At 68.1% G+C, this 25,087-nt stretch carries 24 protein-coding genes; 14 read left to right on the top strand and 10 right to left on the bottom strand.

All coding sequences use genetic code 11. The features are described 5' to 3' along the window. Positions 1-40: 40 nt before the first annotated feature. The 3 genes from V3W47_RS11175 to V3W47_RS11165 all read left to right on the top strand — a co-directional run bounded on the left by V3W47_RS11175 (position 41) and on the right by V3W47_RS11165 (position 6,736). Positions 41-757 (top strand): zinc ribbon domain-containing protein, encoded by a 717-nt coding sequence (locus V3W47_RS11175; protein WP_331825290.1) that lies wholly within the window; start codon positions 41-43, stop codon positions 755-757. Between the two features lie 265 nt (positions 758-1,022). Further along, positions 1,023-5,369 (top strand): adenosylcobalamin-dependent ribonucleoside-diphosphate reductase, encoded by a 4,347-nt coding sequence (locus tag V3W47_RS11170; protein ID WP_331825289.1) that lies wholly within the window; start codon positions 1,023-1,025, stop codon positions 5,367-5,369. A 77-nt stretch (positions 5,370-5,446) separates the two neighbouring features. Next, positions 5,447-6,736, top strand: coding sequence for an STAS-like domain-containing protein (locus V3W47_RS11165; RefSeq protein WP_331825288.1), 1,290 nt, complete (start codon positions 5,447-5,449; stop codon positions 6,734-6,736). Positions 6,737-6,860: 124 nt separating this feature from the next. Here V3W47_RS11165 and V3W47_RS11160 read toward each other — a convergent pair whose 3' ends face one another. Next, a complete protein-coding gene (locus V3W47_RS11160; RefSeq protein ID WP_331825287.1) occupies positions 6,861-8,168 on the bottom strand; it encodes an MFS transporter in 1,308 nt (435 codons plus the stop codon). Positions 8,169-8,511: 343 nt separating this feature from the next. Here V3W47_RS11160 and V3W47_RS11155 point away from each other — a divergent pair, with 343 nt between their 5' ends. After that, a complete protein-coding gene (locus tag V3W47_RS11155; RefSeq protein WP_331825286.1) occupies positions 8,512-9,516 on the top strand; it encodes a C40 family peptidase in 1,005 nt (334 codons plus the stop codon). A 256-nt stretch (positions 9,517-9,772) separates the two neighbouring features. Here V3W47_RS11155 and V3W47_RS11150 read toward each other — a convergent pair whose 3' ends face one another. Next, positions 9,773-9,994 carry a transcriptional regulator gene (locus tag V3W47_RS11150; RefSeq protein WP_331825285.1) on the bottom strand — a complete coding sequence of 74 codons (222 nt, stop codon included), beginning with the start codon at positions 9,992-9,994 and terminating at the stop codon, positions 9,773-9,775. 273 nt (positions 9,995-10,267) lie between these two features. Here V3W47_RS11150 and murA point away from each other — a divergent pair, with 273 nt between their 5' ends. Beyond that, on the top strand, positions 10,268-11,551 hold the full coding sequence (gene murA, locus V3W47_RS11145) for a UDP-N-acetylglucosamine 1-carboxyvinyltransferase (RefSeq protein WP_331825284.1): 1,284 nt from the start codon (positions 10,268-10,270) through the stop codon (positions 11,549-11,551). A 250-nt stretch (positions 11,552-11,801) separates the two neighbouring features. Here murA and V3W47_RS11140 read toward each other — a convergent pair whose 3' ends face one another. Next, positions 11,802-12,683, bottom strand: a complete 882-nt coding sequence (locus V3W47_RS11140) for an aldo/keto reductase (protein WP_331825283.1) — start codon at positions 12,681-12,683, stop codon at positions 11,802-11,804. 18 nt (positions 12,684-12,701) lie between these two features. On the opposite strand from V3W47_RS11140, the gene V3W47_RS11135 reads away from it, so the two are divergent. Beyond that, positions 12,702-13,295 carry a Uma2 family endonuclease gene (locus V3W47_RS11135; protein WP_331825282.1) on the top strand — a complete coding sequence of 198 codons (594 nt, stop codon included), beginning with the start codon at positions 12,702-12,704 and terminating at the stop codon, positions 13,293-13,295. A gap of 56 nt (positions 13,296-13,351) precedes the next feature. Here V3W47_RS11135 and V3W47_RS11130 read toward each other — a convergent pair whose 3' ends face one another. Then, a complete protein-coding gene (locus V3W47_RS11130) occupies positions 13,352-15,175 on the bottom strand; it encodes an ABC transporter ATP-binding protein (protein WP_331825281.1) in 1,824 nt (607 codons plus the stop codon). Between the two features lie 178 nt (positions 15,176-15,353). On the opposite strand from V3W47_RS11130, the gene V3W47_RS11125 reads away from it, so the two are divergent. Then, entirely contained in the window at positions 15,354-15,653 is a 300-nt protein-coding gene (locus tag V3W47_RS11125; protein ID WP_331825280.1) for an antibiotic biosynthesis monooxygenase family protein, read from the top strand. Positions 15,654-15,704: 51 nt separating this feature from the next. Here the strand turns inward: V3W47_RS11125 and ald are convergent, their stop codons facing one another. After that, positions 15,705-16,811 (bottom strand): alanine dehydrogenase, encoded by a 1,107-nt coding sequence (gene ald / locus V3W47_RS11120; protein ID WP_331825279.1) that lies wholly within the window; start codon positions 16,809-16,811, stop codon positions 15,705-15,707. A gap of 162 nt (positions 16,812-16,973) precedes the next feature. On the opposite strand from ald, the gene V3W47_RS11115 reads away from it, so the two are divergent. The 4 genes from V3W47_RS11115 (at position 16,974) to V3W47_RS11100 (ending at position 19,270) form a co-directional block, all read left to right on the top strand. Beyond that, on the top strand, positions 16,974-17,444 hold the full coding sequence (locus tag V3W47_RS11115) for an Lrp/AsnC family transcriptional regulator (protein WP_331825278.1): 471 nt from the start codon (positions 16,974-16,976) through the stop codon (positions 17,442-17,444). Between the two features lie 57 nt (positions 17,445-17,501). Continuing rightward, positions 17,502-18,161, top strand: coding sequence for a peptidylprolyl isomerase (locus V3W47_RS11110; RefSeq protein WP_331825277.1), 660 nt, complete (start codon positions 17,502-17,504; stop codon positions 18,159-18,161). Positions 18,162-18,335: 174 nt separating this feature from the next. After that, positions 18,336-19,010 (top strand): phosphatidylserine decarboxylase, encoded by a 675-nt coding sequence (locus V3W47_RS11105; RefSeq protein WP_331825276.1) that lies wholly within the window; start codon positions 18,336-18,338, stop codon positions 19,008-19,010. Between the two features lie 35 nt (positions 19,011-19,045). Continuing rightward, complete coding sequence (locus V3W47_RS11100; protein ID WP_331825275.1) at positions 19,046-19,270, top strand: hypothetical protein; 225 nt, start codon at positions 19,046-19,048, stop codon at positions 19,268-19,270. A 41-nt stretch (positions 19,271-19,311) separates the two neighbouring features. On the opposite strand, the gene V3W47_RS11095 is transcribed toward V3W47_RS11100, so the two are convergent. From V3W47_RS11095 to V3W47_RS11085, 3 genes are all read right to left on the bottom strand, one after another. Then, positions 19,312-19,968, bottom strand: coding sequence for an LrgB family protein (locus V3W47_RS11095; protein ID WP_331825274.1), 657 nt, complete (start codon positions 19,966-19,968; stop codon positions 19,312-19,314). A gap of 88 nt (positions 19,969-20,056) precedes the next feature. Further along, positions 20,057-20,440: a CidA/LrgA family protein gene (locus V3W47_RS11090; RefSeq protein WP_331825273.1), complete on the bottom strand. Its 384-nt coding sequence runs from the start codon at positions 20,438-20,440 to the stop codon at positions 20,057-20,059. A 113-nt stretch (positions 20,441-20,553) separates the two neighbouring features. Then, positions 20,554-21,249, bottom strand: coding sequence for a 5'-methylthioadenosine/adenosylhomocysteine nucleosidase (locus tag V3W47_RS11085; RefSeq protein WP_331825272.1), 696 nt, complete (start codon positions 21,247-21,249; stop codon positions 20,554-20,556). Between the two features lie 50 nt (positions 21,250-21,299). Here V3W47_RS11085 and V3W47_RS11080 point away from each other — a divergent pair, with 50 nt between their 5' ends. The 3 genes from V3W47_RS11080 (at position 21,300) to V3W47_RS11070 (ending at position 23,263) form a co-directional block, all read left to right on the top strand. Next, on the top strand, positions 21,300-22,523 hold the full coding sequence (locus V3W47_RS11080) for a MalY/PatB family protein (RefSeq protein WP_331825271.1): 1,224 nt from the start codon (positions 21,300-21,302) through the stop codon (positions 22,521-22,523). A gap of 10 nt (positions 22,524-22,533) precedes the next feature. Next, complete coding sequence (locus tag V3W47_RS11075) at positions 22,534-23,022, top strand: DUF2262 domain-containing protein (RefSeq protein ID WP_331825270.1); 489 nt, start codon at positions 22,534-22,536, stop codon at positions 23,020-23,022. A 100-nt stretch (positions 23,023-23,122) separates the two neighbouring features. Beyond that, entirely contained in the window at positions 23,123-23,263 is a 141-nt protein-coding gene (locus tag V3W47_RS11070; protein ID WP_331825269.1) for a hypothetical protein, read from the top strand. Positions 23,264-23,279: 16 nt separating this feature from the next. On the opposite strand, the gene hisG is transcribed toward V3W47_RS11070, so the two are convergent. Then, positions 23,280-23,945 (bottom strand): ATP phosphoribosyltransferase, encoded by a 666-nt coding sequence (hisG, locus tag V3W47_RS11065; RefSeq protein WP_331825268.1) that lies wholly within the window; start codon positions 23,943-23,945, stop codon positions 23,280-23,282. Beyond that, entirely contained in the window at positions 23,942-25,048 is a 1,107-nt protein-coding gene (locus V3W47_RS11060; protein ID WP_331825387.1) for an ATP phosphoribosyltransferase regulatory subunit, read from the bottom strand. The genes hisG and V3W47_RS11060 overlap by 4 nt, the downstream gene beginning before the upstream one ends. Between the last annotated feature and the right edge of the window lie 39 nt (positions 25,049-25,087).

Raw genomic sequence — 25,087 nt, 5'->3', positions numbered from 1 at the left:
CCGGCCTCTGCCCCCGTCAGCCGGGGGTAAACTGTCCCCGATGAGTGACACCGGACCCTTTCAGCGCCTGTACCGCGTGCAGCAGCTCGACCTGGACCTCGACCGGCTGCGGGCGGAGGAGGGCAACGTCCCTGACGCCCTGCGGGACGCCCGCGCCGGGCAGGAGCGGCTGAACAACGAGCTGGAGGACATCGAGATCGCCCTGGAGGGCGTGGAGAAAAGCATCCGGCAACTGGAGCAGGACCTCGCCGGAACCCGCGATCAGGCCCAGCGCGCCCGCGAGGAGCAGGACAAGAACGCCTTCGACGCCCGCACCCAGTCCCAGTACGGCAGCCGCATCCAGATGCTCGGCGAGCGGGCCGAGGAGATGGAGGAGGACCTCTCGCCCCTGCGCGAGCGTCAGCGCGACCTCAGCGCGAAGGCGGCGGACCTGCGCGCCGAACACCGTGCCCTGCGCCCCACCCTCACCGACCTGGAGGCCCAGGACGAGGCCCGCGTGCAGGCGTTGCGCGACCAGGGGGCCGGGATGCGCGACGAGCGCGCCGCGCTGGTGGCGAACCTCGATTCCCGCACCGTCAAGGAGTACGACCTGATCCGCCGGGCCAAGAAGGGTGTCGGCATCGCCGAGATTCAGGGCGGGCGCTGCACCGGCTGCAACGTCAACCTGCCCGTGAACGTGCAGCAGCGCGCCGTGCAGGGCAAGATGCCCCCCGTGAAATGCCCGTCGTGTGGGCGGTTTTTGATCCGGCTGAACTGAAAGAGGAGGGGTCAGGGGTGAGTGAAAAAACCTGAAACCTTTGGGGGAGGTGGAGTGTCCGCACCGCGCGGTTCCGCCTCCCTCTCGCTGCATCTAGTACACCAAAGCCGCGCCGCGTACAAGAGGTTGTACCCCTCGGCGGGTGGTGGTACAGTCAGCCATCTCTGAACGGCCCCTGGATTGGGCCGCACCGTCCGCCCCGCACCGCCCCTTTCTCAGGGGAGGTGAGGTTCTGTGTCGTCCCGCCCCACCGAGGAGTCCCCCCATGACCACCACGCCCGACCGCACCCTGAGCAACTTCGACGAGAACGCCCACCATATCGCGGGGCGGCAGTACCTCCAGGTGGGGGACGGCGACCTGGGCGGGATGTTCCGCCGCATCGCCGACTGGGTGGCGGGGGCGGAGGCACCGGAAGTGCGGCTGGCGTGGGCGCGGAAGTACTACGACCTGATGGCGGAAAAGCGGTTCTGCCCCGGCGGGCGCGTGCTGGCGGGGGCGGGAACGCGGCACGGGAACGTCTTGAACTGTTTCGTGCAGGGGAGTACAGATCACAATCCCGAGAGCTTCGACGGCATCATGGAGGTCGCCCGCAAGCTCGCCCTCGTGACGAAGGTGGGCGGCGGCAACGGCGTCAATCTCGACGTGTACACGCCCCGCGCCGCCTCCAGCCGTCCCGACGCGGGCGTGCGCGGGTGGGTCTATATGAGCGCGACTCACCCCGACGTGACCGACTTCACCCTGGGAATGATGCGTCCCCCCACCCAGCCCGACGGGGAGAAGCAGCCCGTCTCGGTCCGCAACTGGACGCGGGTGGTCTACGGGCAGGCCATCCCCGCCGACCTCGTGGCGAGCGCCCGGCAGAACGGCGTGCAGATCGTCCGCGCGCTGCCCGAGGGGGTGCTTGCCGTCGCCGACGACATGGGCGGCATCATCGACGCGGCCCGCGCGGTCGCCGAGAGCGCGGGCGTGGGCGTCGAGCCGCGCATCGACCTCTCCGAGATGCGGCCCGAGGGCGCGCCTATCCAGGGGTCGGGCGGCACGTCTTCCGGCCCGGTCTCCTTCCTGATGGAGATTTTCGACAACTTCCTGGAATGGGCCAACCGGGGAGGGGAGAAGAGCGGGCCGATCAACACGCTGCGGTTCGTGTATGCGCCGGTGCTGCGGGTGGTGAGGCAGGGCGGCTGCCTGCACCCCGATACCCTCGTCCACACCAGCCGGGGCACCCTGCGCCTGCGCGAACTCGTGGACGCCCGGAGCTTCGGGCACCAGGGGCACGCGCTGGAGGTCGCCACCGACGAGGGCTGGCGGCACAGCCCGGAGGGGTTCAACAACGGCCTGGCCGACACCCTGCGGGTTGCGCTCGACAATGGCCTGACCCTCCAGGGCACCCCTAACCACAAGCTCAAGGTGCTGCGCGAGGGCGGCGAGCGCGAGTGGGTGCGCTTCGACGAACTCCAGCCCGGCGACTGGACCATCCAGGTTCTCGACGAGCATACCGGCACACCCGCGCTGCTCGAACCGGTGCCGGAGCTGCATTTCAACGCCAAGCGCATCCGCACCCCCGAGACGCTGACCGAAGACCTCGCCTTCTGGCTCGGCTATCTGTGGGGCGACGGCTTCGTGAGCGGCAATCGCGTGGGCTTCGCCGTCACGCACGGCTCGCCCATGATGGAGGAGACGCCGCGCCTCTTCCGCGACCTCTTCGGACTGGAATTGCGCCAGGAGCAGAAGGAGAACGACCGAAGCGTGGTTTTCGTGACCCGCTCGGCGGCGCTGGTGGCGTGGCTTGCGCGCAACGGCCTGCTCAAGGGCAAGGCCCTGACGCTGGAGGTGCCGCGCCCCGTCCGGCAGGCACCTCGCCCCGTCCTCGGCGCGTTCCTGCGGGGCCTGTTCGAGGCCGACGGCACGCTGCTGCACGGCTACCCGCAACTCTCGACCGCCTCGCGCCAACTTGCCGAGGATGTGGTGGTGCTGCTGGGTGGACTGGGTATCCCGGCCAAATTGACCCGGTACGAGGCTCTGCCGAACCGTTACTCACAGCGTGAGCACTACCGCCTGAATGTCGTGAGCGGCAGGGGCCTGGAGCGGTACGTCGAGCGCGTGGGCTGGCTGCCCGGCTCCCGCTTCGGGGCGCTGGGGAACTTCCAACCGGACGCGGCCCGTGAGTCGGCATGGCCCCTGCCGCACGCCGCCGGTCTGCTGGGTGACATTCACGCCAGCCTCCCCGCCGGGGGCAAGGGCAGCCCCTCGGCCCTCACGGGGACGCGCAAGACGCTCTCGAGGTACATCCGGGGCGAGCGTGGCCTGACCGCCAGTGGCTATACGGCCCTCGCGCAGAACCCGCAGATTGCCAACGCTCTCCCCGCCTTCGACCACGACGAGTATTACGTCCGCGTTCAGAGCGTGACGCCGGGCGAACGTATCCTGACCCTCGACCTCTCGGTGGAGGAGAACCACACGTACCTGGCGAACGGGATGGTCAGCCACAACACCCGACGCGGCGCTGGCATGGCGACCATCTCCATCGAACACCCCGATGTCCTCGACTTCCTGACGGCCAAGGACCTCGACCGCGAGGCCGCCGAGGGCGACATCTCCACCTTCAACATCTCCATCCTCGTCACCGAGCGGTTCTGGCAGACGCTGGAGCGCGACGGGCTGTGGCATGTGGACGTGCAGGAGGTGCCCGGCAAGTACTCCCTGGAGCCGCAGGCGGGCATGTACGACGGTCGCCTCCCCGCCCTCCCCGAGCGGGCCGAGGACGGGGCGCGCGGCGTGCCGCTGTACCGCACCGCGCCGCAGGGCCGCTTCGACCCCACCGATGGGCGGCCCGGCCTCCCCGCGAAGTGGCTGTGGGACCAGATCGCGCAGCACGCCTGGGCGACGGGCGAGCCGGGGCTGATCTTCGTGGACCGGGTGAACGAGTTCTCGGCGCTCAAGGGGCTGGGGAAGCGGTATGAGATTCGGTCGACGAATCCGTGCGGTGAAATTCCGTTGACAGTAGGCGAACCCTGCGACCTCGGTGCCATCAACCTCGCCGCCTACGTGAGGGGCAGCTCCTTCGACTTCCCGACCTTCCGCGCCGACGTGCGGACCTGCGTGCGCTTCCTCGACGACGTGCTGGACGTGAACGTCTTCGCGCTGGAGGACAACCGGGTGGCGAGTCAGGACCTGCGCCGCCTCGGGCTGGGGGTGATGGGCCTTGCCGACGCCCTGATCAAGCTCGGCCTGCGCTACGACTCGGAGGCGGGACGGCAGGCGATCTACGAGATCATGAGCGCATTGAGGGAAGAGGCGGTGGCCGAGAGCGAGCGGCTGGGTCAGGAGCGGGGGGTGTATCCCGTCTACGAGCGGAACGTGGGGAAGATGCCGCATGAGCCACGCCGCAACGTCGCCGTCCTGACCGTGGCACCGACGGGCACGACCTCCATGCTGATGGGCGTCTCCAGCGGCATCGAACCCGTCTTCAGCCCCTTCATCTGGCGCAAGATCGGCTCGGAGTACCGGGCACTCCTCGCTCCCCTCTTCGTGGAGCTGCTCAACCAGTATCCCGCCCCCGCCGGATTGGAGAAGGATGGAGGCTGGGACTGGGACAAGGTGACGGAGGCCGTCTCCGAGAACCACGGTTCGGTCGTGGGCCTCGCCTTCATCCCCGAGGCGCTGCAACAGGTCTTCGTGTGCGCCCACGACATCAAGCCCGTAGACCACGTGCGGATGCAGGGCACGGTGCAGCGGGCCTTCGACGACGGCGGGCAGCACGCGGCCAACAGCCTCTCGAAGACGATCAACCTCCCCAACTCCGCCACCGTTCAGGACGTGCAGGACGCCTACGGTGAGGCGTACCGGACGGGCTGCAAGGGCATCACCGTGTACCGCGACGGCTCGCGCCAGTTCCAGGTCCTCTCCACCAGCAAGAAGAAGGAGAAGGGGGCCGAGGAGACCCCCGCCGAAGCTGTCGCCGAGGTCATGGGCGAGAAGACGGAGGACGTGCTGACCCAGCCCGAAGCTCCCGCCATACCCGCCGCCCCTGCTCCCACCCCCAAGCCCACACCCCACACCCCACACCCTACACCTCCCATCTACGAGCGCCCCACCCGCCTCCAGGGCATCACCGACATGGTGAAACTCACCGACCCGACGAGCGGGCACCGCCGTTCCTTCCTCGTCACGGTCAATCACCTCGGCGGCAAGCCCATCGAGGTCATGGTCATCAGCGGGCGCGCGGGCGACGAGGCGAACGCCGACTCCGAGGCGCTGGGCCGCGTCGTCTCCATCGCCCTCCAGCACGGCGTTCCTGCCCAGGCCCTCGTCAAGACCCTGCGCGGCATCAACGGCGGGCTGTACGGCAGCTACAACGGGCGTCTCGTCGGGTCGAAGGCCGACCTGATCGCCGTCGCGCTCGAAACCTTCCAGAAGGACATGGACGCAGCAAGCCTGCCGCCCCTTGCCGGGGCCAGCGTGGACGCGCCCGCCCTCGCCCCCGCCGCGCCGGGTGGTGTGAGCGTGGACGGCATGAGCCGCGAACGCTGCCCGGTGTGCGAGGAACGCGCCGTGATTCGGGAGGAAGGCTGCCTGAAGTGCCAGGCGTGCGGGTACAGCAAGTGCGGGTGAGGAGTCACGCTATTGTAAGTAAAGACGCCCGTCCTCAACGCGGCTCGAACAAGAAACCCTTCCAATTCAACATTAACATGAGAGGTAAATTCCATGTTGATTTTGACATAGATGGTATCAAGGGAGTTTTTAAGGTCAGTGGACGGCTTCATTGGAACGCCTTTTGCATTTTAAGCGCGTTCATTAAAAGAGAGCTAGAGAAGAATAAAACTAGTTCGCTTATCATAGATTTGATCCGTCTCGATGGCGCTGATCAAGATGGAGTTTTACCATTAATAGCATTGCTTGACAGGTATAGAGAGGCTGGTTTGCCCGTCGTCGTCAGAATGCCTAGAGCGCATGAACTTCGGGCTATATTCAATAATCACAATTGGAGTCATTATTTAGATAAATCTCACAAGAAGATTCAAAGGCAAAACACGCGCAGCACAGGAGTATTGGAATTCAACGACTTCTCCAGTCTGAACAATATTATAAACAAAGCAATGCATATAGCTATAAAAGGAGGAACGTTTAAAAATGGTGCACTGCAGAGTTTAGAATGGTCTCTAAATGAGATAACAGATAATGTTGTCAGACACTCGGGCAATAGTCATGGTTGGTTTGAGGTAACTTGGCAAGCAGATGGTAGCATCAAGTTCACTGTTTGTGACAACGGAGTTGGCATACCAGCGACTATGCGCGCAGCCTTTCCTGAACTTTCGGACGATGCAGATGCTATTCATAGGTCTGTAGAGAAGGGGGTTACAAGTAATTCCGAAGGACAGGGGAATGGATTAGCGGGGACTCTAGAAATAACGCATCAATGCGATGGATTGCTTATAATCAATAGTTATAAAGGCCATCTTCATTCTTTAAAAGGCAGAGTTAAATCTGAGCCAGCGTGCGTACCATACATGGGAACGTTCGTCCATTTCTCAATGCCCGACGACGTAGAAATAGATTTAACCAAAGCCATATGGGGATATGAGTCACTCGGATATGCTCAATTAAAATATGACATGAATGAATCAGATGACGTGGTTATACGACTGCGTGAGGAGGAGTCAAATTTTGGCAACAGGCCCACTGGTTTAAGGGTTAGAAACTTGATTCAAAACACCGTGACACAATTTGAAGGGAGGAGAATAGTCATCGATTTTAATGAGGTTGGTTTGATTAGCTCGTCCTTTGCTGATGAGGTTTTCGGTAAATTGGCATTATCGTGGGGCATATTAAATTTTACTAGAATTTTAAAGATAATCAATGCAACCAACTTGGTTGAAAACATAATAAATAAGGCTATTATGCAAAGAATGGCTCAGTCCTTCTCCTCCATGCAGAGTGGAGCCACCCAAATGGAGGGTATTGACTCCCCCGACTTCTGATGGGTTATAGTTGCATAGTAGTACCGCAAGCAGTACCTATATCGTCGCTTAGCGACCTCTCGGGGGCAAGCCGCCCCTATTTTTTTGCCTGGACGCTTTCAGGTTGCCCTTAACAATGATCCTCTCAATCCGCCGGCACACCCCCCACCGTCCCCACCTCATCGGGCGGCGTGACGCGCCGGGGCAGCCGCGCCCACAGCACGAGCAGCGCGGCGGCTCCCAAGCCCGTGAGGGCGAGCAGGCCCACGCGCGGGCCGAGGGGACCCTCCCGACCGATCAGGGTGCTGGCGATCAGGGCACCGGGAGGCCCCATACCCACGAGGACGAAGGAGTAGAGGCTCATCACCCGCCCGCGCAGGTGGTCGGGGATGGTGAGTTGCACGGTGCTGTTGGCGCTGACGAGCAGGGTGAGCATCCCGAAGCCGCACGCGGCGAGCACGGGCGTGGCGAGCATCGGCCCCGGCGTGAAGGCGAGGCCCGCCGTGCTGACGAGGAGCAGCAGCGCCCCGACGCGCAGGTTGCGGGTGGGGTTGGGCTTGCTCGCCTGCCACAGCGCCCCCGCCATCGCCCCCACCCCGAAGGCGGCGCTGAGGGTGCCGAACGCGGCCTCGCGCGCCCCAAACACGACCCGCGCGTAGTACGGGATGATGACGTTGAAGTTGATGACGGTGAGGCTGAGCAGCCCGACGAGCAGCATCACGTTCCGCACCGAGGGCGTGGCGCGCACGTAGCGCAGGCCCTCGCGCACGTCCTCCGCCACGCTGCCGTGTTCGCCCGTCTCGCGCGGCGGGAAGGGCAGCGTGGCGAGGACGAACAGCACGACGAAAAAGGACACCACGTTGAGGTAGAAGGGCAGCGCCAGCCGTGAGATCGCCTCTGGATTGCCCGCCGCCAGCAACGAGACGCCGAGGGCCGCGATCACCCCGAAGAGGGCCTGACCCACCGTGCGCGATACGTTGAAGGACAGGCTGTTGAGCGCCACGGCGTTCGGCACGTCTTCGCGCGGCACGAAGTCCACGACCATGCTCTGCCGGGCGGGCATGTCGAAGGCGGTCGCCGTGCCGCTCACGAAGGCGAGGACCATCACCAGCCCCAGCGAGACGACGCCCAGATGGGTCGCCACCGCGAGGGCCGCCGCCGTGGCGAGCAGCGTGATCTGTGTGGTGAGGAGTACCCGCCGCCGGGGCACCCGGTCGATGACGGCCCCCGCGAACAGCGAGAGCAGCAGGCTGGGCAGGAACTGGGCCACCGTCACGTACCCCAGCGCGGCGCTGCTGCCGCCCGACAGCTCCAGCACGAGGTACTGCTGGGCGGTCGCCTGCATCCACGACCCCACCAGCGAGAGGAGTTGCGAGAACCAGTAGCGGCGGTAGTGGGGGTGACGCAACGCGCTGAACGTCCGCGAGCGCCACGCGGAGGCACGCGCGAGCACCCGCCCAGGATAGGCGCGCGTGAGGGCACCGCGTCCCGCCCAGGGGAACAATGTCGGACGACGAACCGGGAGTCCGCTGAGGCGAAGCGAATAAGCTCTTCCTCACCCCAGCTGGCGACAGGTCACTGACGACCCCGAATCCAAACAACCTGTCCCCAAACGAGAAAAACTCCACACCGACGCCCTCGGAGGGGGTTGGCAGCCCCGGCGCGGGCATGTTACGGTGCCGATGTTTCAATTCCGTTGGGTGGGTTCTCATTCGGGGGCCGCACCTCTTCCCCAGTGTCCCGCCGGACATTGACGGCCCTGTAATTTCGGTTTCCGCGCCCTGTGAGTCCCGTGCATGTCCCTGTCCTCACGTCTTCTTCCCTCGCTGGCCCTGCTCGCCCTTACGCCCTGGGCGGGGGCCGCCGTCACTGGGACACCCACCACCACGCCGCCCACGGTCACGCCGCCCGCCGCCGCTGAAACAGCCTTCACCGTGACTGTGCAGCCGGGCGATACGGCCTTCAGCCTCGCCCGCGCCCACGGGCTGAGCGTGGAGGCGCTGCTCGCCCTCAACGGCCTGAGCGGTCCCGAACTGCGCGCCGGGCAGGTGCTCCGCGTGCGCGAGGTGCCGCCGTACACCGTGGGGCCGGGGGAGACGCTGTATTCCCTCGCCCGCCGCTTCGGGGTGAGCGTGGACGCCCTGCTCGCGGCCAACACCCTGCCCGAAGGAGCGGTCTTGCAGGCAGGGCAGGTGTTACGGGTGCCCCTGCCGGGTCCGGCGTTCGCCCTCCCGGCCCCCGCCCCGGTCGTGGCAAGCCCGGTGGTGGCGAGTCCAGTGGTGCCCGCGCCCATTCTCACTCTGCCGCCCGCCGTCCTCCCGTCGCTCCCGGTGGCGGACGCGTTCCCCCCAGAACCCATCCCCGCTGAACCCACCGTGACAACTCCCCCAGCCGTCGCCCCCCTGCCCGGTGACTGGCGTGGGGCCGCGCTCGCGCTGCTGGGGGTGCCCTACGTGTACGGCGGCAATACGCTCGGCGGCCTCGATTGCAGCGGCCTCGTGCTTCAGGTCTTCACACCGCTCGGGGTCGCCCTGCCGCGCCGCAGCGCCGATCAGGCCCAGGTGGGGGAGGTGGTGCCTACGGAGGCCCTCCAGCCCGGTGATCTCGTCTTCTTCGACATCGAGGGGCGCGGCACGGTGAGTCACGTCGGCATCTACCTCGGCGACGACGAGTTCGTGAACGCCAACTCGTACCGGGGGCAGGTCGTCGTGGACCGCCTGCTCACCGACCGCTACTGGGCACCCCGCTTCGTCGGTGCCCGGCGGGTGCTGCCGCTGACGACCTACGGGGCGGGGCGGTAGGGGACCGTCTCTCGACTACAGGGTTGGGAAAGAAGACGCGTCGCCCGGTGAATTTGGACGGCGCGTTCCTGTCGTTCCTCTCCAGAGCCTTTGACAGAAGAACAGTGTCATGCTGAGCACAGCAAAGCATCTCCTCCCCGAACAGAAGGCCCTTCGCGGCGTTCAGGGTGACAACTCTTCCCTCGTCAAATGCTTGGAAGAGTTGGAAGCGTCCCCACGTCGTGCTGGCGGCTGGAAGCTGACCGCTGGCCGCCCCCTACTCCTCCTCCGGCTCCGTCTCCTCCAGCAGCGCGCGGTACTCACTCATCTGCTCGCCGTCGCCGAGTTCGCGGGCGATCTTCTCGATGGCGAGGCGGACGACCTCGCTCTTGCTGATCAGGCGCTCGGGGCTGGAGAGTTCATACGCCGTGCGGGTGAGCAGCGCGTCCTGCTCCTCGCTGATCACCACCTGCAAGCGTTTGCGTTCCTTCTTGGGCATCCCCTTCTCCCCCCGCTGACGTGCCTTCTGCCGGGCAGCGTAGCACGCAAGGTGAGTGCCCTCAACATCTGCCGCATCGCACTCGCGTGAGTGTCGTCGCCACGGGCACTCATCCGGGGTACATCGTCGGCGTCTCCTGTGAGCGTACGCTTCAGCCTAGACGTTCAGTGAGCATCATGTGTAACATGCACTCGTCGGCCCGGTGCGCCTGCGGTGCCGTCTATCTCCACCCCTCCCGCGCCACGCGCGCGCCCGAAAGGAAAAAGGAACGTCATGCAACTGACCCCGCTGCACATTCAGGGAGGCCGGACCCTCTCCGGCGACGTCGCCATTCAGCCCAGCAAGAACGCGGCGCTGCCGATCATCGTGGCGAGCCTCCTGAGCAGCGAACCCGTCACCCTGCACGGCGTGCCCCGCCTGAGCGACGTGTACACCATCCTCGACCTCGCGCACCATATCGGCACGCGGCACGTCTGGGTCGGCCCCAACAGCCTGATCCTGCACACGCCCGAGATTCTGAATACCGACGCGCCCTACCGCCTCGTGTCCAAGATGCGCGCGAGCTTCATCATCCTGGGGGCCATTCTCGCGCGGACGGGGCAGGCCACCGTGTCCATGCCCGGCGGCTGCGCGTGGGGGCCGCGCCCCGTCGATCAGCACGTCAAGGCGCTGCGGGCGCTGGGGGCCGAGATCAGCGAGGACAACGGCAACTTCGACGCCGTGCGCCGGGGCAGCCTGGGCGGCACCTTCGTCTTCGAGATGCTGACGGTGGGCGGCACCCACAATGCGGTCCTGGCCTCGGTGCTGGGCGACGGCGTGGTGACGCTGGAGAACGCCAGCATCGACACCGACGTGGTGGACCTGATTCACTTCCTGAACAGCCTCGGGGCGCGGATCGAGGGGGCGGGCACGAACACGCTCACCATCCACGGCGTTCCGGCCCTGCGCGGGGGTGAGTACCGGGTTATCCCCGACCGCATCGAGGCGGGCACCTTCATGATCGCCGCCGCCGCCACCCGCAGCCGCCTGACCCTGACGAACGTGCGCCCCGATCACGTCCGCGCCGTGAGCGCCAAGCTCGGCGAGATGGGCGTGGACATTCTGGAGGGCGAGGGCCGCCTGATCGTGGACGCCCGAGGCCGCGAGCTGCGCCCCGTGAACGTCACGACGCAGAGCTTCCCCGGCTTCCCCACCGATGTGCAGCCGCAGATGAGCGCCCTCCTCGCCACCGTGCCCGGCACGAGCGTGGTGCAGGACCCGGTGTATCCCGACCGCCTGACCCACGTCGCCGAGTTGCAGCGCATGGGCGCGAATATCACCGTGGGCGGCTATACGCAAGTGATTCAAGGGGGGCAACTACGCGCCGCCCCCGTCAAGGCCGCCGACCTGCGCGCCGGGGCCGCCCTCTTTATCGCCGCGCTCACCACCGAGGGCGAGACCGTCATCGACGGCGTGCAGTACCTTAACCGGGGCTACGAGCGCCTGGCCGAACGCCTGCGCTCCATCGGCGCGAACGCCTGGCAGCCCCAGCCCATGCTGGCGAACGCGATGGACTGAGCAGGGGAGAGGGACGCGCCCGCCTCCGGGAAGAGGGGTGGGCGCGTTCTTTGTTGGGGAGAACAGAGGTCGACGCCCAGACTGCCGCATTCTCCCCATAGGGCCTGTCTACTGGACGATGACAGGGATTGGTAAGTTCACCTTCTAGGGACGCCATGCCCGCTCACCCCCTCCCAGCCTCCCCCCTCAAGGGGGAGGGGCAAAAGAAACAACCTCATACGTTGTTGTGTCCACCCACGCCGAGTGAGCCTTACACCTCCCCGCCCCAATCCTGCCCATGTTCGGCCCACGCCGCGTCAATCTGTGTCAGCAGTTCGGCGGGCAGCGGTCCCTGCTCCACGATGGCCGCGTTGCGTTCCAGATTCTCCACCCGCGCCGTGCCGACAATCGCGCTGCTCACGCCGGGGGCGAAGGCGGAGAAACGCAGGGCGAAGGCGGTCCAGTCCAACTCGCCGGGGGCGAGGCGCAGCCGTTGCAGCCGCTCCCAGTAGACCTCCGCGTACTGGCCGACCGGGCGCTCGCCGAACTGCCACGCGGCGTTGGCGATGGGGCGCTTGGCGATGACGCCGAGGCCACGTTCCGCCGCATCTGGCAAGACGTGGCGCAGGCTCCACCCATCGGCGACGTTCACGCTCGTCTCCACGCTGCCGAAGCGGCCCGACTCCACGGCCCACGCCAGCGCCTCGTTCTCTCCGCTGTAGGCGGCGACGCGGATCAGACCCGCCTCCCGCGCCCGGTCCAGTTCGGCGAGGAGGTCGTCGCGGCGCAGGGTGTCCAGCGGGCAGGAGTGCAGGTGGAAGATGTCGAGTCGGTCGGTCCGCATCACCCGCAGGGCACGCTCGATGCCGGGGCGAATGCTCTGTGGGGTCCAGTCCTCCACCCCCTCTATGCCGTAGCCGCCCTTCGTGCTGAGAACGAACTCGTCGCGGCGGTGGGCGAGGTGGCGACCGATGCGTTCCTCGCTCAGGCCGTAGCCGCGCGCCGTGTCGATCAGGGTGACGCCGAGGTCGAGGGCGCGGTTCAGGAGCCGCCCTGCCTCCGCCTCCGGCAGCGCCTCCGCTCCCACCTGCCCGGCCCCCAGTCCCAGCACACCGACTTTCAATCCCGTGTTCCCAAACTCCCGCTGTCGCATGGGGCGTACCATACCCGCATGAGCGACCCCGCGCCGACCTTCTGGGAGATGAGCGAGGAGGAATACCTGCGAACCGAGCCGGACAGCCCGATCAAGCGGGAGTTCTTCGGCGGCTACGTGTATCCGTTGCACGGGCCTGTCGTTGGGCAGGCGGGGGCGAGCAGCGGTCACGGCAAATTGACGTTGAGGATCGGCGCGACGCTCCTGTTCCGCTCGGAGGGGACAGGATGCAGCGTCTACACGGCGGACATGCGAGTGAATGCCGTCAACCCCACCGGCAGGCGTGTGTACTACTACCCCGATGTGGTCGTCACCTGCGAGACCATGCCGGACGAGGCGACCGTCTGCCACCAGCCCTGCCTCCTGGTCGAAGTCCTGAGTCCCAGCACGGGACACACCGACCGGACCGACAAACTCTGGGCCTATACGAGCCTCCCCAGCCTCCAGACCTACCTCATCGTGGACGCCTCGAAACGCTTCGTGCGTGTCGTCGGACGCACGGCAGAGGGCTGGCAGGAGACGGAACTGGTGGGCGAGGGTCTCGTTCCTATCCCCTGCCTGAACATGACGCTCACCCTGGACGACATCTACGCGGGCGTGCTGGACCGCTAGCCCTGCGACCCCCCCTCTTATTCGCTGGCCGCTGGAAGCTGGCGGCTGGCCGCCCCCTACGCCAGCTCCGCCCGCGCCTCCCGCTCGCGCCGGAACTGGAGTTCGTACAGGTCGCGGTAGAGGCCGCCCGCCGCGAGCAATTCATGGTGGGTGCCGTCGGCCACCACCTGCCCGCCCTCCATCACGAGGATGCGGTCGGCGTTGCGGATGGTGCTGAGGCGGTGGGCGATCACGAAGGTCGTGCGGCCCCGCATCAGGCGCTCCAGGGCGTCCTGCACCAGCGCCTCGGACTCGTTGTCGAGCGCACTCGTCGCCTCGTCGAGGATGAGGATGCGCGGGTCCTTGAGGAGCGCGCGGGCGATGGCGACGCGCTGGCGCTGCCCCCCGGAGAGCTTGACCCCCCGCTCGCCGACCAGCGTGCCGTACCCCCCCGGAAAGGCGGTAATGAAGTCGTGCGCGTTCGCGGCGCGGGCGGCGGCCTCGACCTCTGTGCCCGTCGCGTCCGGGCGGCCATAGCGGATGTTCTCCTCGATGGAGCCGGAAAAGAGCAGCGTCTCCTGGGGCACCAGCCCCACCTGCGCCCGCAGGTCGCGCGGCGCGTAGTCCCGAACGTCGCGCCCGTCCACCCGCAGCTCACCGCCCGTCACGTCCCAGAAGCGCGGGATGAGGTTCACCAGCGTCGTCTTGCCCGCCCCGCTCGGCCCGACGAGGGCGACGACCTGTCCGGCGGGCACGTCGAAGCTCACGTCGTTCAGCACAGGTGCCTCCCCATAGCGGAACTCCACCCGGTCGAAGGTCACGCGGCCCTGCGCGCGAGTCAGGGGCGCGGGCGACGCCGGGGCGGGGAGGTCGCTGCGTTCGTCCAGCAGTTCGAAGATGCGGCCCGACGCGCCGAGCGCCTCCTGGAACTGGTTGAAGATGCCCGTCAGCGCGGCGACCGTGCCGCCGACCTGAAGCGCGTAGATCAGGAAGGTGACGAGATTGCCCGGCGTCATGGCCCCGTCCATCACCTGCCGCCCGCCGTACCACAGCACGACCGCGAGCGACCCGAAGGTCAGGAAGCTCATCGTGCCGCCCATCAGGGCCTGAAGTTTGGCCCGCCTCAGCGACGCGAGGAAGCTGGCGAGGACGCCGCGCCCGTACCGCTCACCCTCCATCCCCTCCGCCGTGAAGCTCTGCACGACCCGCACCCCGGAAATCGCCTCCTCGGCGCTGGCGTTCGCCCCGGCCACGGCGTCCTGCACCTCGCGGCTGACCCGGCGGATGCGGCGACCGATCAGGATGGCGGTCCCGATCACGACTGGGATCACCGCCAGCGTGAGCAGGCTCAGGCGCGGGCTGGTCGTCAGGAGCAGGATGACGGCCCCCACGAGGCTCACCGTCTGCGCGGCGAGTTGCGCGAGCGCCGTACTCGTCACCGTCTGCACCGTGCCCACGTCGGCGGTGAGTCGGCTCGTCAGGTCGCCCGTCTTGTGGTCGGCGAAGAAGCGCGGCGAGAGGGTCAGCAGGTGCCCGAACAGCGCCCGTCGCAGGTCCGCCACCACGCCCGCCCCCACCCGTGAGAGCAGGTACGACTGCGCCGCCGCAAAGAGGGACGACAGCGCGAAAATCCCCAGCAGCGCGAGGACGGTGCGGTCGAGCGGCCCGGTGTCCGTGCTGCCCACCCGCAGGAAGGAGGCGTCGATCAGCCGTCCGAACAGCAGCGGGAAGATCAGGTTCAGCCCGCTGGAGATCAGCGTCGCCAGCACGCCCACCACGAACAGCCCCCGGTAGGGCCGGGCGTAGGCGAGCAGCCGCGCGAGCTGCCTGGGATCACGTTTCACGCGCGGCGCGTCCGGGTCGCGGGCCGAGGGCATCATGCGGGAGGGACGGGAGAGCATGAGGGTAGGGTACGCCGGAAGGCGGGGGAGAATGGTCCGGGAGGCGTCCTTTTGCCGTGTTCAAACGAGGAGACTGGACCGGATGAACCTGTACTGTTGAGTCGGGTAGCCAAGAAGGACTTGCCCCGTGCAAGCCGGACATCAAGTTGGGCCATTCCAGCCGCTCTCAAGAGGCCGTATGGTCGTCGAATACATCCGCTACCGCATTCCGCCCGAGCAGGCCGAGGCCTTCGCCGACGCCTACCGCCGCGCCGCCGTCCTGCTGGAGGCCGACCTACATTGCCTGAAGTTCGAGATGTCGCAGGGGGTGGAGGAGCCGGAGAACTGGGTCGTCCGCATCGAGTGGGACTCCATCGAGGGGCACGAGCAGGGATTCCGGCGGTCGCCGGGTTTCCGGGACTTCTTCGCGGAGGTCCGGCCCTACTTTGGCGGCATTTTGGAGATGAAGCACTCCCACGTCCTCCCGGCCAAAGGGTAGGGGCGGCGGACCCCTCTTCCCGGCCCGCCGCCCCCGTATCCATCCTCCGTCTTACGCCAGCACCGCCTCCGCCTGTGCCACGGGCAGCTCGAAGGCGTCCGCCACGCCGCCGTACGTCACCTGACCCCGGTACGTGTTCAGACCGCGCCGCAGGGCCGGGTTGCGGTTCAGCGCCTCCACCCCATGCTCGGCGAGGAGCAGCGCGTAGGGGAGGGTCTGGTTGGTGAGCGCGAAGGTGCTCGTGCGCGGGACGGCCCCCGGCATGTTCGCCACGCCGTAGTGGATCACGCCGTCCATGAGGTAGGTCGGGTCGTCGTGGGTGGTCGGGCGGATCGTCTCCACGCAGCCGCCCTGGTCCACGGCCACGTCCACGATCACGCTGCCCTCCTGCATCAGCGGGAGCATGTCGCGCGTGACGAGGTGAGGGGCCTTCGCGCCGGGGATCAAGACGCCGCCGATCAGGAGGTCGGCCTCGGGCAGCAGGGCGCGGATGTTCGCCTCGCTGCTCATCATGGTGGTGAGCTTGCCGAAGAACACGTCGTCGAGGTACGTCAGGCGGCGGTGCGACACGTCCAGCACCGTCACCTTCGCGCCGAGGCCCATCGCCATCTTCGCCGCGTTCGTGCCCACCACGCCGCCGCCGATGATGACCACATGGCCCGCCTGCACGCCGGGCACGCCGCCCAGCAGCACGCCGCGCCCGCCGATGGGCTTTTGCAGGTGGTACGCGCCCGCCTGCACGCTCAGCCGCCCGGCGACCTCGCTCATGGGCATCAGCAGCGGCAGGCTGCCGTCGTCGAGCTGCACCGTCTCGTAGGCGACGGCGGTGGTGCCCGCCCCCAGCAGCGCCTCGGTGAGCGGACGGTCGGCGGCGAGGTGCAGGTACGTGAAGAGCAGCAGGTCGTCGCGCAGGTAGCCGTACTCGCGCTCGACAGGCTCCTTGACCTTCACCACCATCTCGGCGGCCCAGGCGTCCGTCGCCGTGCCTATCACCGCGCCCGCCGCCTCGTACTCGCCGTCCGCGATGCCGCTGCCCACGCCCGCGCCGCGCTCCACGACGACCGTGTGCCCGCGCCGAGATAGCGTGCCCACCCCGCCCGGCGTGAGGGCCACCCGGTTTTCCTTGACCTTGATTTCCTTCGGAAGTCCGATCTTCATGCTGTGCCTCCGCGTGCCGGACGGGTCACTGCCCCGCCCACTCGCTCGTGTTCTGGTGGCGCAATGGTAGCAGGAGCCTCGCCGTTTTGGATTGCTTTAAGCCCCTCTCTATGCACGAGACTGGCAATACCGTTGCGCGGATAGGCTAAACTCCTCCCATTTATGTCCACGCCCGAACTCGATGCCACCGACCGCCGCATCCTCGCCATCCTCCAGCGGGACGCGCGCATCGCCAACACGGAACTCGCCGACGAGATCGGCCTGACGCCCGCGCCCACGTTGCGCCGGGTGCGGCGGCTGGAGGAGGAGGGCATCATCAACCGCTATGTGGCGCTGCTGGACCCCAAGCTCGTCGGGCGGGACCTGATGGTGCTCGTGCGGGTGACGCTCGACAAGCAGACCAAGCAGGGCTTCGAGACCTTCGCCGACCACATGCGCGCCCGCCCCGAGGTGCTGGAGTGTTACCTGTGTCTCGGCGACACCGACTATCTCCTCAAGGTGTGCGTGGCCGACCTCGACGCCTACCAGACCTTCCTCGTGGACGTGCTGGCCGCCACGCCCGGCGTGCGGAACACGGCGAGTACCATCGTGGTCAAGCAGGAGAAGTACACGACGAGCCTGGCGCTGGAGTGAGGGAGTGGGAAGTAGTCAGTGGTCAGTGGGTCGGGTGAGCGCGGTAGGCTGAGGCCCATGCGCTTCCTCGCCCTGTCCGCCCTGCTCGTCGCCTCCGGTGCGCTGGCCCAGACCCCGGCCCCGGCCCCCGCGCCGACCTTTCGATCCGTGCCTTATCTGAGCGCGCAGCCCGTCCGCACCTTCAAGGAGCCGGGGTGGGTGATCGACCCGGCGAGGACGTACCGCGCCGTCCTGACCACGAGCAAGGGGGACGTGACGGTGGAACTCGCCGCGCGGCAGGCCCCGAAGGCGGTGAACAACTTCGTCTTTCTCGCCCTGAACCGCTTCTACGACGGCACGCGCTTTCACCGGGTCATCGACGGCTTCATGGCCCAGACGGGCGACCCTCTCAGCGCGGACGCGGCGCAGCGGACGCGGTGGGGCACGGGTGGCCCCGGCTACGGCTTTTTCGTGGAACTCGACGAGGGGCTGAAGTTCAACGCGGCGGGTGTGCTGGGCATGGCGCGCTCGCAGAGTTTGTTTTCTCAGGGTAGCCAATTCTTCATAACGCTTAACGCCTCCGATTTCCTAAACGGTCAGTACACTGTTTTTGGCCGAGTGGTAGCTGGTAACGATGTGTTGCAAAAGCTTACCCGCACCGCCCGTAATGATGACACCGCCATCACTACTGCCGAGCCGGACGTGCTGCGGAGCGTGCAGATTCTCGTTTCGCCTTGAGGGGCGGCCAGCCGCCAGCTTCCAGCGGCCAGCAGAGACCAGGGTGGGTGCTGCTTTCTGAACGCTGAGTTGGAAAGGGGTTCATCGGCGGTCCGACTCCTCGTTCGGCGTGAGGAATCAAGCCCACCGCCCAGGCCACCCTTCCCCCTCCCACGCCTCCTCTACACTCCGCCCATGTCGCGCCTAACCCGCCTCGTCCTGCCCCTCGCCGCGCTCGGAGCCGCCGTGTACGTGCGTGGCGTTTACCGTTACCGCGACCCCATTCGCATCCCGCCCGCCGACGCCGGAGCGGTCCTCAGCCCCGCCGACGGCCTCGTGAGCTTCGTGCGCCGCATTGAGGGGGGAGAGGTACGGGTGGAAACGCTCGACGCGCCGCTGAATATCCGCGACCTCACGGGCACTGCTGTCTCTGAAGGTTGGCTCATCGGCCTCCTCGTCGGGCCGCTGGACGCGCATTACGTCTATGCCCCGGTGGGTGGGCGTGCCGGTGTCACCCACATGGAGAGCCGCCGGAACGTCCCGCTGGGAGGAGCCGCGACCGTCGCCTCCCTTCTGGGCTATCCCGCCGACCTCCTCGGCACGTCCGGCGTGGCGGAGAACGAGCGTCACACGACGACCCTCGACGGTGGCGTGAGCGTCACGCTCGTGGCGGGGGCGCACGGGCTGAAGGCGACCTCCTATCTCCGGCAGGGCGACGAGGCCCGCGCCGGGCACAAGCTCGCCTTCCTGGAGGAGGGCGGTCTTGTTCTCCTGACGCTTCCGGCAAATGCCACGCCGCAGGTCAGCGTGAGCGACCGGGTGACGGGGGCGGAGACGGTGGTGGGGCGGGTGGAGGGGGCGTCTGTCTGATGGACGGAGAGATTTCCCTGTCTCCTGACTCTGGGGTGGAGAGCGAGACAACCACACAACCCGGCGTGGACTACCGCGAGCCTGCGGTCGTCGCCCGGCTCCGTGCTGTTTTCGCGGCGGGGGCGGATGACGAGACGCTGAGGGCTGCCCTGCGCGCTGTCCGTGATGAGCGCGAGAACATGACTCCCTACGAATGGGCTATGTCGGGCGAATTGACGGGAGAGGTCGCCAAGTATCTGCTGTTCGGCGGTCGGGCATGACTCTCGCTCACTTCAGGGAATGCGGTGGGTTCCTTCCCGACTCACCCCATCAGCGCCACCACCAGCGTGACCACCAGCGCGGCCAGCCCCATGCCGATGCTGCTCGCGGCCCCGGTCGTCTCTCCCTCCTCGCGGGCGCGGGCGGTGCCGACCCCGTGGGCGACGCAGCCGATGGCGACGCCCCGCGCGAGGGGATGCCGCACGCCCAGCCGTGTCAGCGCAGTCGGCAGCACCAGTGCTCCCACCAGCCCCGACAGCACGGCGAGCGTCGCCGCGAGGACCGGGGGTGCGCCCGTGAGGGGGGCGAGTTGCAGCGCGACCGGACTTGTGGCCGGGGCAGTCGTCAGTGAACGTTGCGCCTCCACGCTCAGGCCGAGGAGGTGGGCCAGCCCCGCGTCCGTCCCCACCCCGACGAGCGTGCCCACCACGCTCCCCAGCGCCAGCGCCCGCCACTCGCGCGCCAGCAGCGCCCGCAGGCGGTACAGCGGCACCGCGAGCGCCACCACCGCCGGACCGAGCAGGAAGGAGACGGGCCGCACCTCCTCGCCGTAAACCCGGTACGGCGTGCCCGACGCGAGGAGCATCCCCGCGACGACCACCGTGGCGATCAGCGTCGGGTTGGCGAGCGGATGCCGTACCCGAAGCTGCGCCACGACGCCGAGCGCGAAGGCGAGGAGAGTGAGGGCGACCCAGATCATGCGGGGGTGGGCAGAAGATCGAAGGCAAAAGGCCAAAGGCTGACGGCTGAGAGCTGATGGCTGAAAGCTGACGGCTGACTGCTCACCCTCACCCCCGCACCAGCCGCGACGCCAGCACGCCCGCCGTCCCCGCCCCCAGCAGCAGCCCGGCGAGCATGACGAGCAGCCACAGCGCCCACGCCGCCCCCGCCGACAGGTACTCGATGACGCCCACGGTCGCGGGCACGAACAGCAGCCCGAGGACGCCCAGCAGCCCGTCCGCCGCCGCCTCGATCCAGTGGAGCCGTACCAGCCCCAGCGACAGGGCCGCCCACAGCAGCACCATCCCGACGACCGAGCCGGGCAGCGGCAGCCGCAGGACCGTGATGAGACCTGTGCCGAGGGCCGCGAAGCCGACGAGGATACCGAGACCGAGCACGAGGCGCACCGGGGCGGGGAGGGCGCGGGTGGCGGAGGCGGGGGGTGAGGTCATGGGCAGACCGGCGGCGCGTTCTCGTGGACGCTCCCCGACAGAATTAGAGGACTTCCACCGTCAAGGAGTGTCCTCCTAACGAGAACACCCAGAGCTGAAGTCCTACCCACCGCCTATGCCTGCGCCGACAGCCGGGCGAGCATTCCACGCACGACCTGTTTGGCGTGCCGGGCGACGAGGGGCATGAAGGTCCGGTAGTCCGTGTTGGCGTCCTTGTCGGCAGTGTCGCTCACGCTGCGGATGACGACGAAGGGCACGCCCGCTTTGGCGCACACCTGAGCGACGGCGGCCCCCTCCATCTCGGCGCAGGCGGCCCCGAACGTGCCCCACAGCCGCCCGGCCCCCTCGCGCGAGGCGATGAACTGATCGCCGCTCGCCACCCGGCCCTCCACCGCGCGCACGCCGTCCACCTCGCCCGCCGCCGCCAGAGCCACCGCGCGCAACCGCTCGTCGGCGGGCCACGCGGCGGGTTCGCCCGGCATGGTGCCGGGGTCGTAGCCCAGCGCCGTCACGTCCACGTCGTGCTGCACGAGATCGGTACTCACCACGATGTCGCCTACCCGCAGCCCCGGTGCCACGCCGCCAGCAACGCCCGTGAAGATGACCTGCGTGGCCCCCGCCGAAATGAGGTGCGTCGTCGTCATCGCCGCATTCACCTTGCCGATGCCGCCGCGCGTGAGCAGGACGGGCACGCCGTCCAAAACGCCCCGGTGCAGGGTCACGCCGGGCCGTGTCAGGTCCTCGCGCTCCCGCAACTCCGCGAGTAGCAACTCTATTTCCTCATCCATCGCGCCAATGATCGCCAGCATCGGGGTCAGTGTACGGCCCACAGCCGGGAGTCCGGGCGTATCCTCCCCCCATGAGCGACGCGACGCCGACCGAACTCCTGCCCGATCCCTCCGTCGCTGGCCCCTACGGCTCCCTCGACCCCGCCACCCTGCGCCACCCCGACAGCCTGAAGTGGACCTTCTTCGAGGAGGGCGTCATCCCGCTGTGGGTCGCCGACATGGATTACCCGGTCGCGCCCCCCATCCTGGGTGCCCTGCGCGAGCGGCTGACGCGCGGGCTGGGCTACCACCAGCTTCTCGGCGACCGCACGCTCAACGGGCAATTGCGCGCCCACCTCGCCACGGGGGGGTTGACGGACGTGCCCGAGGAGGGCGTCCTCTTCCTGCCGGGCGTGGTGCCGGGCATCTATGCCACCGTCAGCGCCCTCACCGCGCCGGGCGAGCCGGTCCTCACCATGACGCCCGTGTACCACCCCTTCCACCTCGCCATCACCGAGCAGGGGCGACGGGTGGCCGCCGCGCCGCTCGCTGAGGGAGGGGCGCGCTGGGAGATCGACTGGGACGCGCTGGAGGCCGCCGCCGAGGGGTGCAGGCTCCTCCTGCTCTGCCACCCGCACAACCCGACCGGACGGGTGTGGGACGCAGGAGAACTCGCCCGATTGCGTGACTTCGTGCTGGCCCGCGACCTGTGGGTGATGTCCGACGAGCTGCACGCCGACCTGCGGCTGACGGACGCGCCCTTCGAGTCCTTCGCCGCCGACCCGCGCGTGCGGGAGAGGACCGTCACGCTGACCGGGCCGTGCAAGGCGTACAACACGGCGGGCCTCGGCATCGGCGCGATGGTGGGCCATGACCCCGACCTCGTGAAGCGGGTGCGTGCCGCCGCCGGGGGGCTGATGGGCCACCCCTCCGCCCTGAGCGTGACGATGTGGCAGGCGGCCCTGCAAGGCGGCGGCCCGTGGCTGAGGGAGACGGTGGCCTACCTGCGCGGCAACCGCGACGTGTTGCAGGCGTTCGTGGAGACGCGGCTGCCCTGGGCGCGGTCCTTTCCGGTGGAGGCGACCTACCTCGCGTGGCTGGACCTGCGCGCTCACCCACGGGCAGGGGAGATGCAGAAGTTGTTGTTGGAGGAGGCGAAGGTGGCGATCAACGACGGCCCCCTCTTCGCGCCGGAGGGCCACAAGGAGAGGTATCAGGGCTTCGTCCGCGTCAACTTCGCCACGAGCCGCCCGCTGCTGGTCGAGGCGTTGGAGCGCATGGCGGAGGCGCTGGGGAGGGAAGCGGTCCTGACCTAAGATCGGCAACATGGACGACGTACACGTTCCCGGCCTGGGCACCTTCCACCGCGAGGAGCGTCGGACGTTCGGCGGTCCCGTGGGCGGCCCCCACCGCGAACTCGTGAGCGTGACCTGGGAGGCGCGGGTGAATTGGCGCGGCGAGGACGTGACCCTCACGCTGGACGACGACGAAACCCGCCTGACCGCCGAGGACATCGCCCAAGCCGGGCAACGCCTCCTTGCCTTCCTGGAGCGCGAACCGGACACCCGGCGCGAGGTGGCGACCGCGATGCTCGATCTTGCGGAGGACTGGTGGGCCGCCCGCGACGACGAGGAGAGTGAGACGCTCCTCACGCTGGAGCGGTTTCTGGGCCTGATGCGATTGGACGCCGTGGTGGCAGAGAGCGACGGCCTGACCGTGTATTACGACGACGACGAGGAAATCTTCGCGGGGCACGCCATCCAGGCCACCTTCGACGCGGCGGGCAACCTGGCGGACACGGACATTCCCGGCTAGGCCATCAAGGCAAGAAGGTATTCAAAAAGGCGAAGTTGGAGAAGTCTTGCGGCCATCCGAAGAGTTACCAAGCCGGGATGTTCTTTTCTACCGTTACGTCATGGAGAAGCGGCAGGAAGTTCAAGGCGGGCAGGTCAGTCAGGAGGAGTTGGATGATCTGCTCCTCGAAGCTCTCGACTTCATCTGGAATCACTTGACGGAGGACGAACGCGCGCAAGGAGGGGAGGCAGAAGGGGCGTAGCTCGTTCGGCCCCTCCTCAACCCTCGGCTGGAACGCGCTCCGGCTGATCGTGACCCGTCAGCTCCCGCAGCCGCTCGATCAGGGGCCGCAGCCGCTCGCGCCGCAGCTTGAGGGCCGCGCGGTTCACGACGAGGCGGGCGCTGGAGTGGAACAGCACCTCGACCTCCTCCAGATTGTTCGCGCGCAGGGTACTTCCCGTCTGCACGAGGTCCACCACGGCGTCGGCGAGGCCCGTCAGCGCCGCCAGCTCGATGTTGCCGCTGAGCTTGACGACCTCGGCGGGGAGACCGCGTGAGGCGAGGTATGCGCGGGCCGAGCGGGGGTACTTCGTGGCGACCCGCCCAACGGGGCCGCTCGCGCCGACCTCCCGGATGAGGGACAGGCGGCACGCGGCAAAGCGCAGGTCCACGGGTTCGTACACCGCCCGCCCCGACTCCACCAGCACGTCCTTGCCCACGATGCCCGCGTCCGCCACGCCGAGGTCCACGTACACGGGCACGTCCTGATTCCGCAGCTCCAGCACCGTCACGCCGGCGAACTCGTGGCGCAGGGCGCGGGACCGCTCGGGGAGAGTCAGCGGCAGCCCGGCGCGGGAGAGCAGGGAGACAGCCTCCTCCAAGATGCGGCCCTTGGGCAGCGCGAGGGTCAGGTGGTCGGGGCCACGGTGCGCGAGCGGGGTCACGCGGGCACCTCGCTCAGGGCCGTCCCCGACGCCCAGCGGCGAATCCCTCGGCGGGCACAGTAGGCGAGGAGGTCGGCCCGGTCGTCCGTCCACGCGAGTTCGGCCACCAATCCGGCGGCGCGGGCCGTCTCCGCCCCGGCGGGGTCGAGGGCGAGGACGACCTCCGGCCCCTGGGGGAGCGTCGCCGTCGCCACCTCGGTCAGCCGCTCCAGCCCGACCGCGAAGCCCGCCCCCGGCACGCCCGACAGGCTGTAGCGCCCGCCGCCCAGCACGGGCTGGTTCAGGCCCTCGGCGTAGGCGCGGAAGGTGAGGCCGCTGTAGTACCCGTAACGGCGGCTGGCCCCCAGGTCGAACAGCAGCCCCGGCCCGCACAGGGCCGCGACCGCCTCCAGGTGCGCGACCGCCGAGCGCGCCCGCTCCCCGCGTGCCAGAACTGCCGCCTGCCCCAGCACCTCGGCGCTGCCATACAGGTCGGTCAGCAGGTGCAGGGTCCGCGTCACCTCCGCCCCCAGCCCGTGCCGCCGGGCGAGGAGGTCCACGTCCGCGCCGCTCTTGCGGTCCACCGCGTCGTGGAGGGCGTCGCGCGCCTCGCCGTGCAGCCCTGCGTCCTCCAGCACGGCGTCCACGAAGCCGGGGTAGCCGACCTCCATCACCGCGCGCACACCGACCGCCTCCAGCGCCTGCGCTCCCAGCCGCAGCAACTCCGCGTCCGCCGCCGGGGTCTCCACGCCGACGAGTTCCACCCCGACCTGCGAGAACTCGCGCAGCCGCCCCAGCTCACTCGTCAGCGTCCGCAGCCACAGCCGCCCGCCGTACTGGAGTCGCAGCGGGAAGGGACCGTCCGGGAAGCGGGCGCGCACCAGCCGCCCAATCGCCGTGGTGAACTCGCTCCGCAGCGCCAGCACCTCGCCGCCCGAGTCGATGAGCTTGAAGGCCCGCCCCGTCTGCGGGTGCGCCTCCGAGGCGAACTCCAGCGCGGGCAATTCCACCCCCCGGTAGCCCCAGCCCGAAAAGACGCCCGAGAGCCGCGAGCGCAGATGCTCCCGCCACGCCCACTCGGGCGGCAGGACATCACGGGTGCCCTCGGGCACGGCGCGGCTCAGGGCCCGGCCCGTTAGCCGTCAGGCGGCCCGACCACGTGT

The sequence above is a fragment of the Deinococcus sp. YIM 134068 genome, assembly GCF_036543075.1.
In the GTDB taxonomy this organism is placed as follows: domain Bacteria; phylum Deinococcota; class Deinococci; order Deinococcales; family Deinococcaceae; genus Deinococcus; species Deinococcus lichenicola.
The sequence above is the reverse complement of the archived record's forward strand: the minus strand, read 5'-3'. Positions and strand labels throughout refer to the sequence as shown.

Coding starts and splice junctions, on each gene's coding strand:
- V3W47_RS11175 (WP_331825290.1), top strand. CDS start 41: ATGAGTGACACCGGACCCTTTCAGCGCCTGTACCGCGTGCAGCAGCTC.
- V3W47_RS11170 (WP_331825289.1), top strand. CDS start 1,023: ATGACCACCACGCCCGACCGCACCCTGAGCAACTTCGACGAGAACGCC.
- V3W47_RS11165 (WP_331825288.1), top strand. CDS start 5,447: ATGAGAGGTAAATTCCATGTTGATTTTGACATAGATGGTATCAAGGGA.
- V3W47_RS11155 (WP_331825286.1), top strand. CDS start 8,512: ATGTCCCTGTCCTCACGTCTTCTTCCCTCGCTGGCCCTGCTCGCCCTT.
- V3W47_RS11150 (WP_331825285.1), bottom strand. CDS start 9,994: ATGCCCAAGAAGGAACGCAAACGCTTGCAGGTGGTGATCAGCGAGGAG.
- murA (WP_331825284.1), top strand. CDS start 10,268: ATGCAACTGACCCCGCTGCACATTCAGGGAGGCCGGACCCTCTCCGGC.
- V3W47_RS11140 (WP_331825283.1), bottom strand. CDS start 12,683: ATGCGACAGCGGGAGTTTGGGAACACGGGATTGAAAGTCGGTGTGCTG.
- V3W47_RS11135 (WP_331825282.1), top strand. CDS start 12,702: ATGAGCGACCCCGCGCCGACCTTCTGGGAGATGAGCGAGGAGGAATAC.
- V3W47_RS11130 (WP_331825281.1), bottom strand. CDS start 15,175: ATGCTCTCCCGTCCCTCCCGCATGATGCCCTCGGCCCGCGACCCGGAC.
- V3W47_RS11125 (WP_331825280.1), top strand. CDS start 15,354: ATGGTCGTCGAATACATCCGCTACCGCATTCCGCCCGAGCAGGCCGAG.
- ald (WP_331825279.1), bottom strand. CDS start 16,811: ATGAAGATCGGACTTCCGAAGGAAATCAAGGTCAAGGAAAACCGGGTG.
- V3W47_RS11115 (WP_331825278.1), top strand. CDS start 16,974: ATGTCCACGCCCGAACTCGATGCCACCGACCGCCGCATCCTCGCCATC.
- V3W47_RS11110 (WP_331825277.1), top strand. CDS start 17,502: ATGCGCTTCCTCGCCCTGTCCGCCCTGCTCGTCGCCTCCGGTGCGCTG.
- V3W47_RS11105 (WP_331825276.1), top strand. CDS start 18,336: ATGTCGCGCCTAACCCGCCTCGTCCTGCCCCTCGCCGCGCTCGGAGCC.
- V3W47_RS11095 (WP_331825274.1), bottom strand. CDS start 19,968: ATGATCTGGGTCGCCCTCACTCTCCTCGCCTTCGCGCTCGGCGTCGTG.
- V3W47_RS11090 (WP_331825273.1), bottom strand. CDS start 20,440: ATGACCTCACCCCCCGCCTCCGCCACCCGCGCCCTCCCCGCCCCGGTG.
- V3W47_RS11085 (WP_331825272.1), bottom strand. CDS start 21,249: ATGCTGGCGATCATTGGCGCGATGGATGAGGAAATAGAGTTGCTACTC.
- V3W47_RS11080 (WP_331825271.1), top strand. CDS start 21,300: ATGAGCGACGCGACGCCGACCGAACTCCTGCCCGATCCCTCCGTCGCT.
- V3W47_RS11075 (WP_331825270.1), top strand. CDS start 22,534: ATGGACGACGTACACGTTCCCGGCCTGGGCACCTTCCACCGCGAGGAG.
- V3W47_RS11070 (WP_331825269.1), top strand. CDS start 23,123: ATGGAGAAGCGGCAGGAAGTTCAAGGCGGGCAGGTCAGTCAGGAGGAG.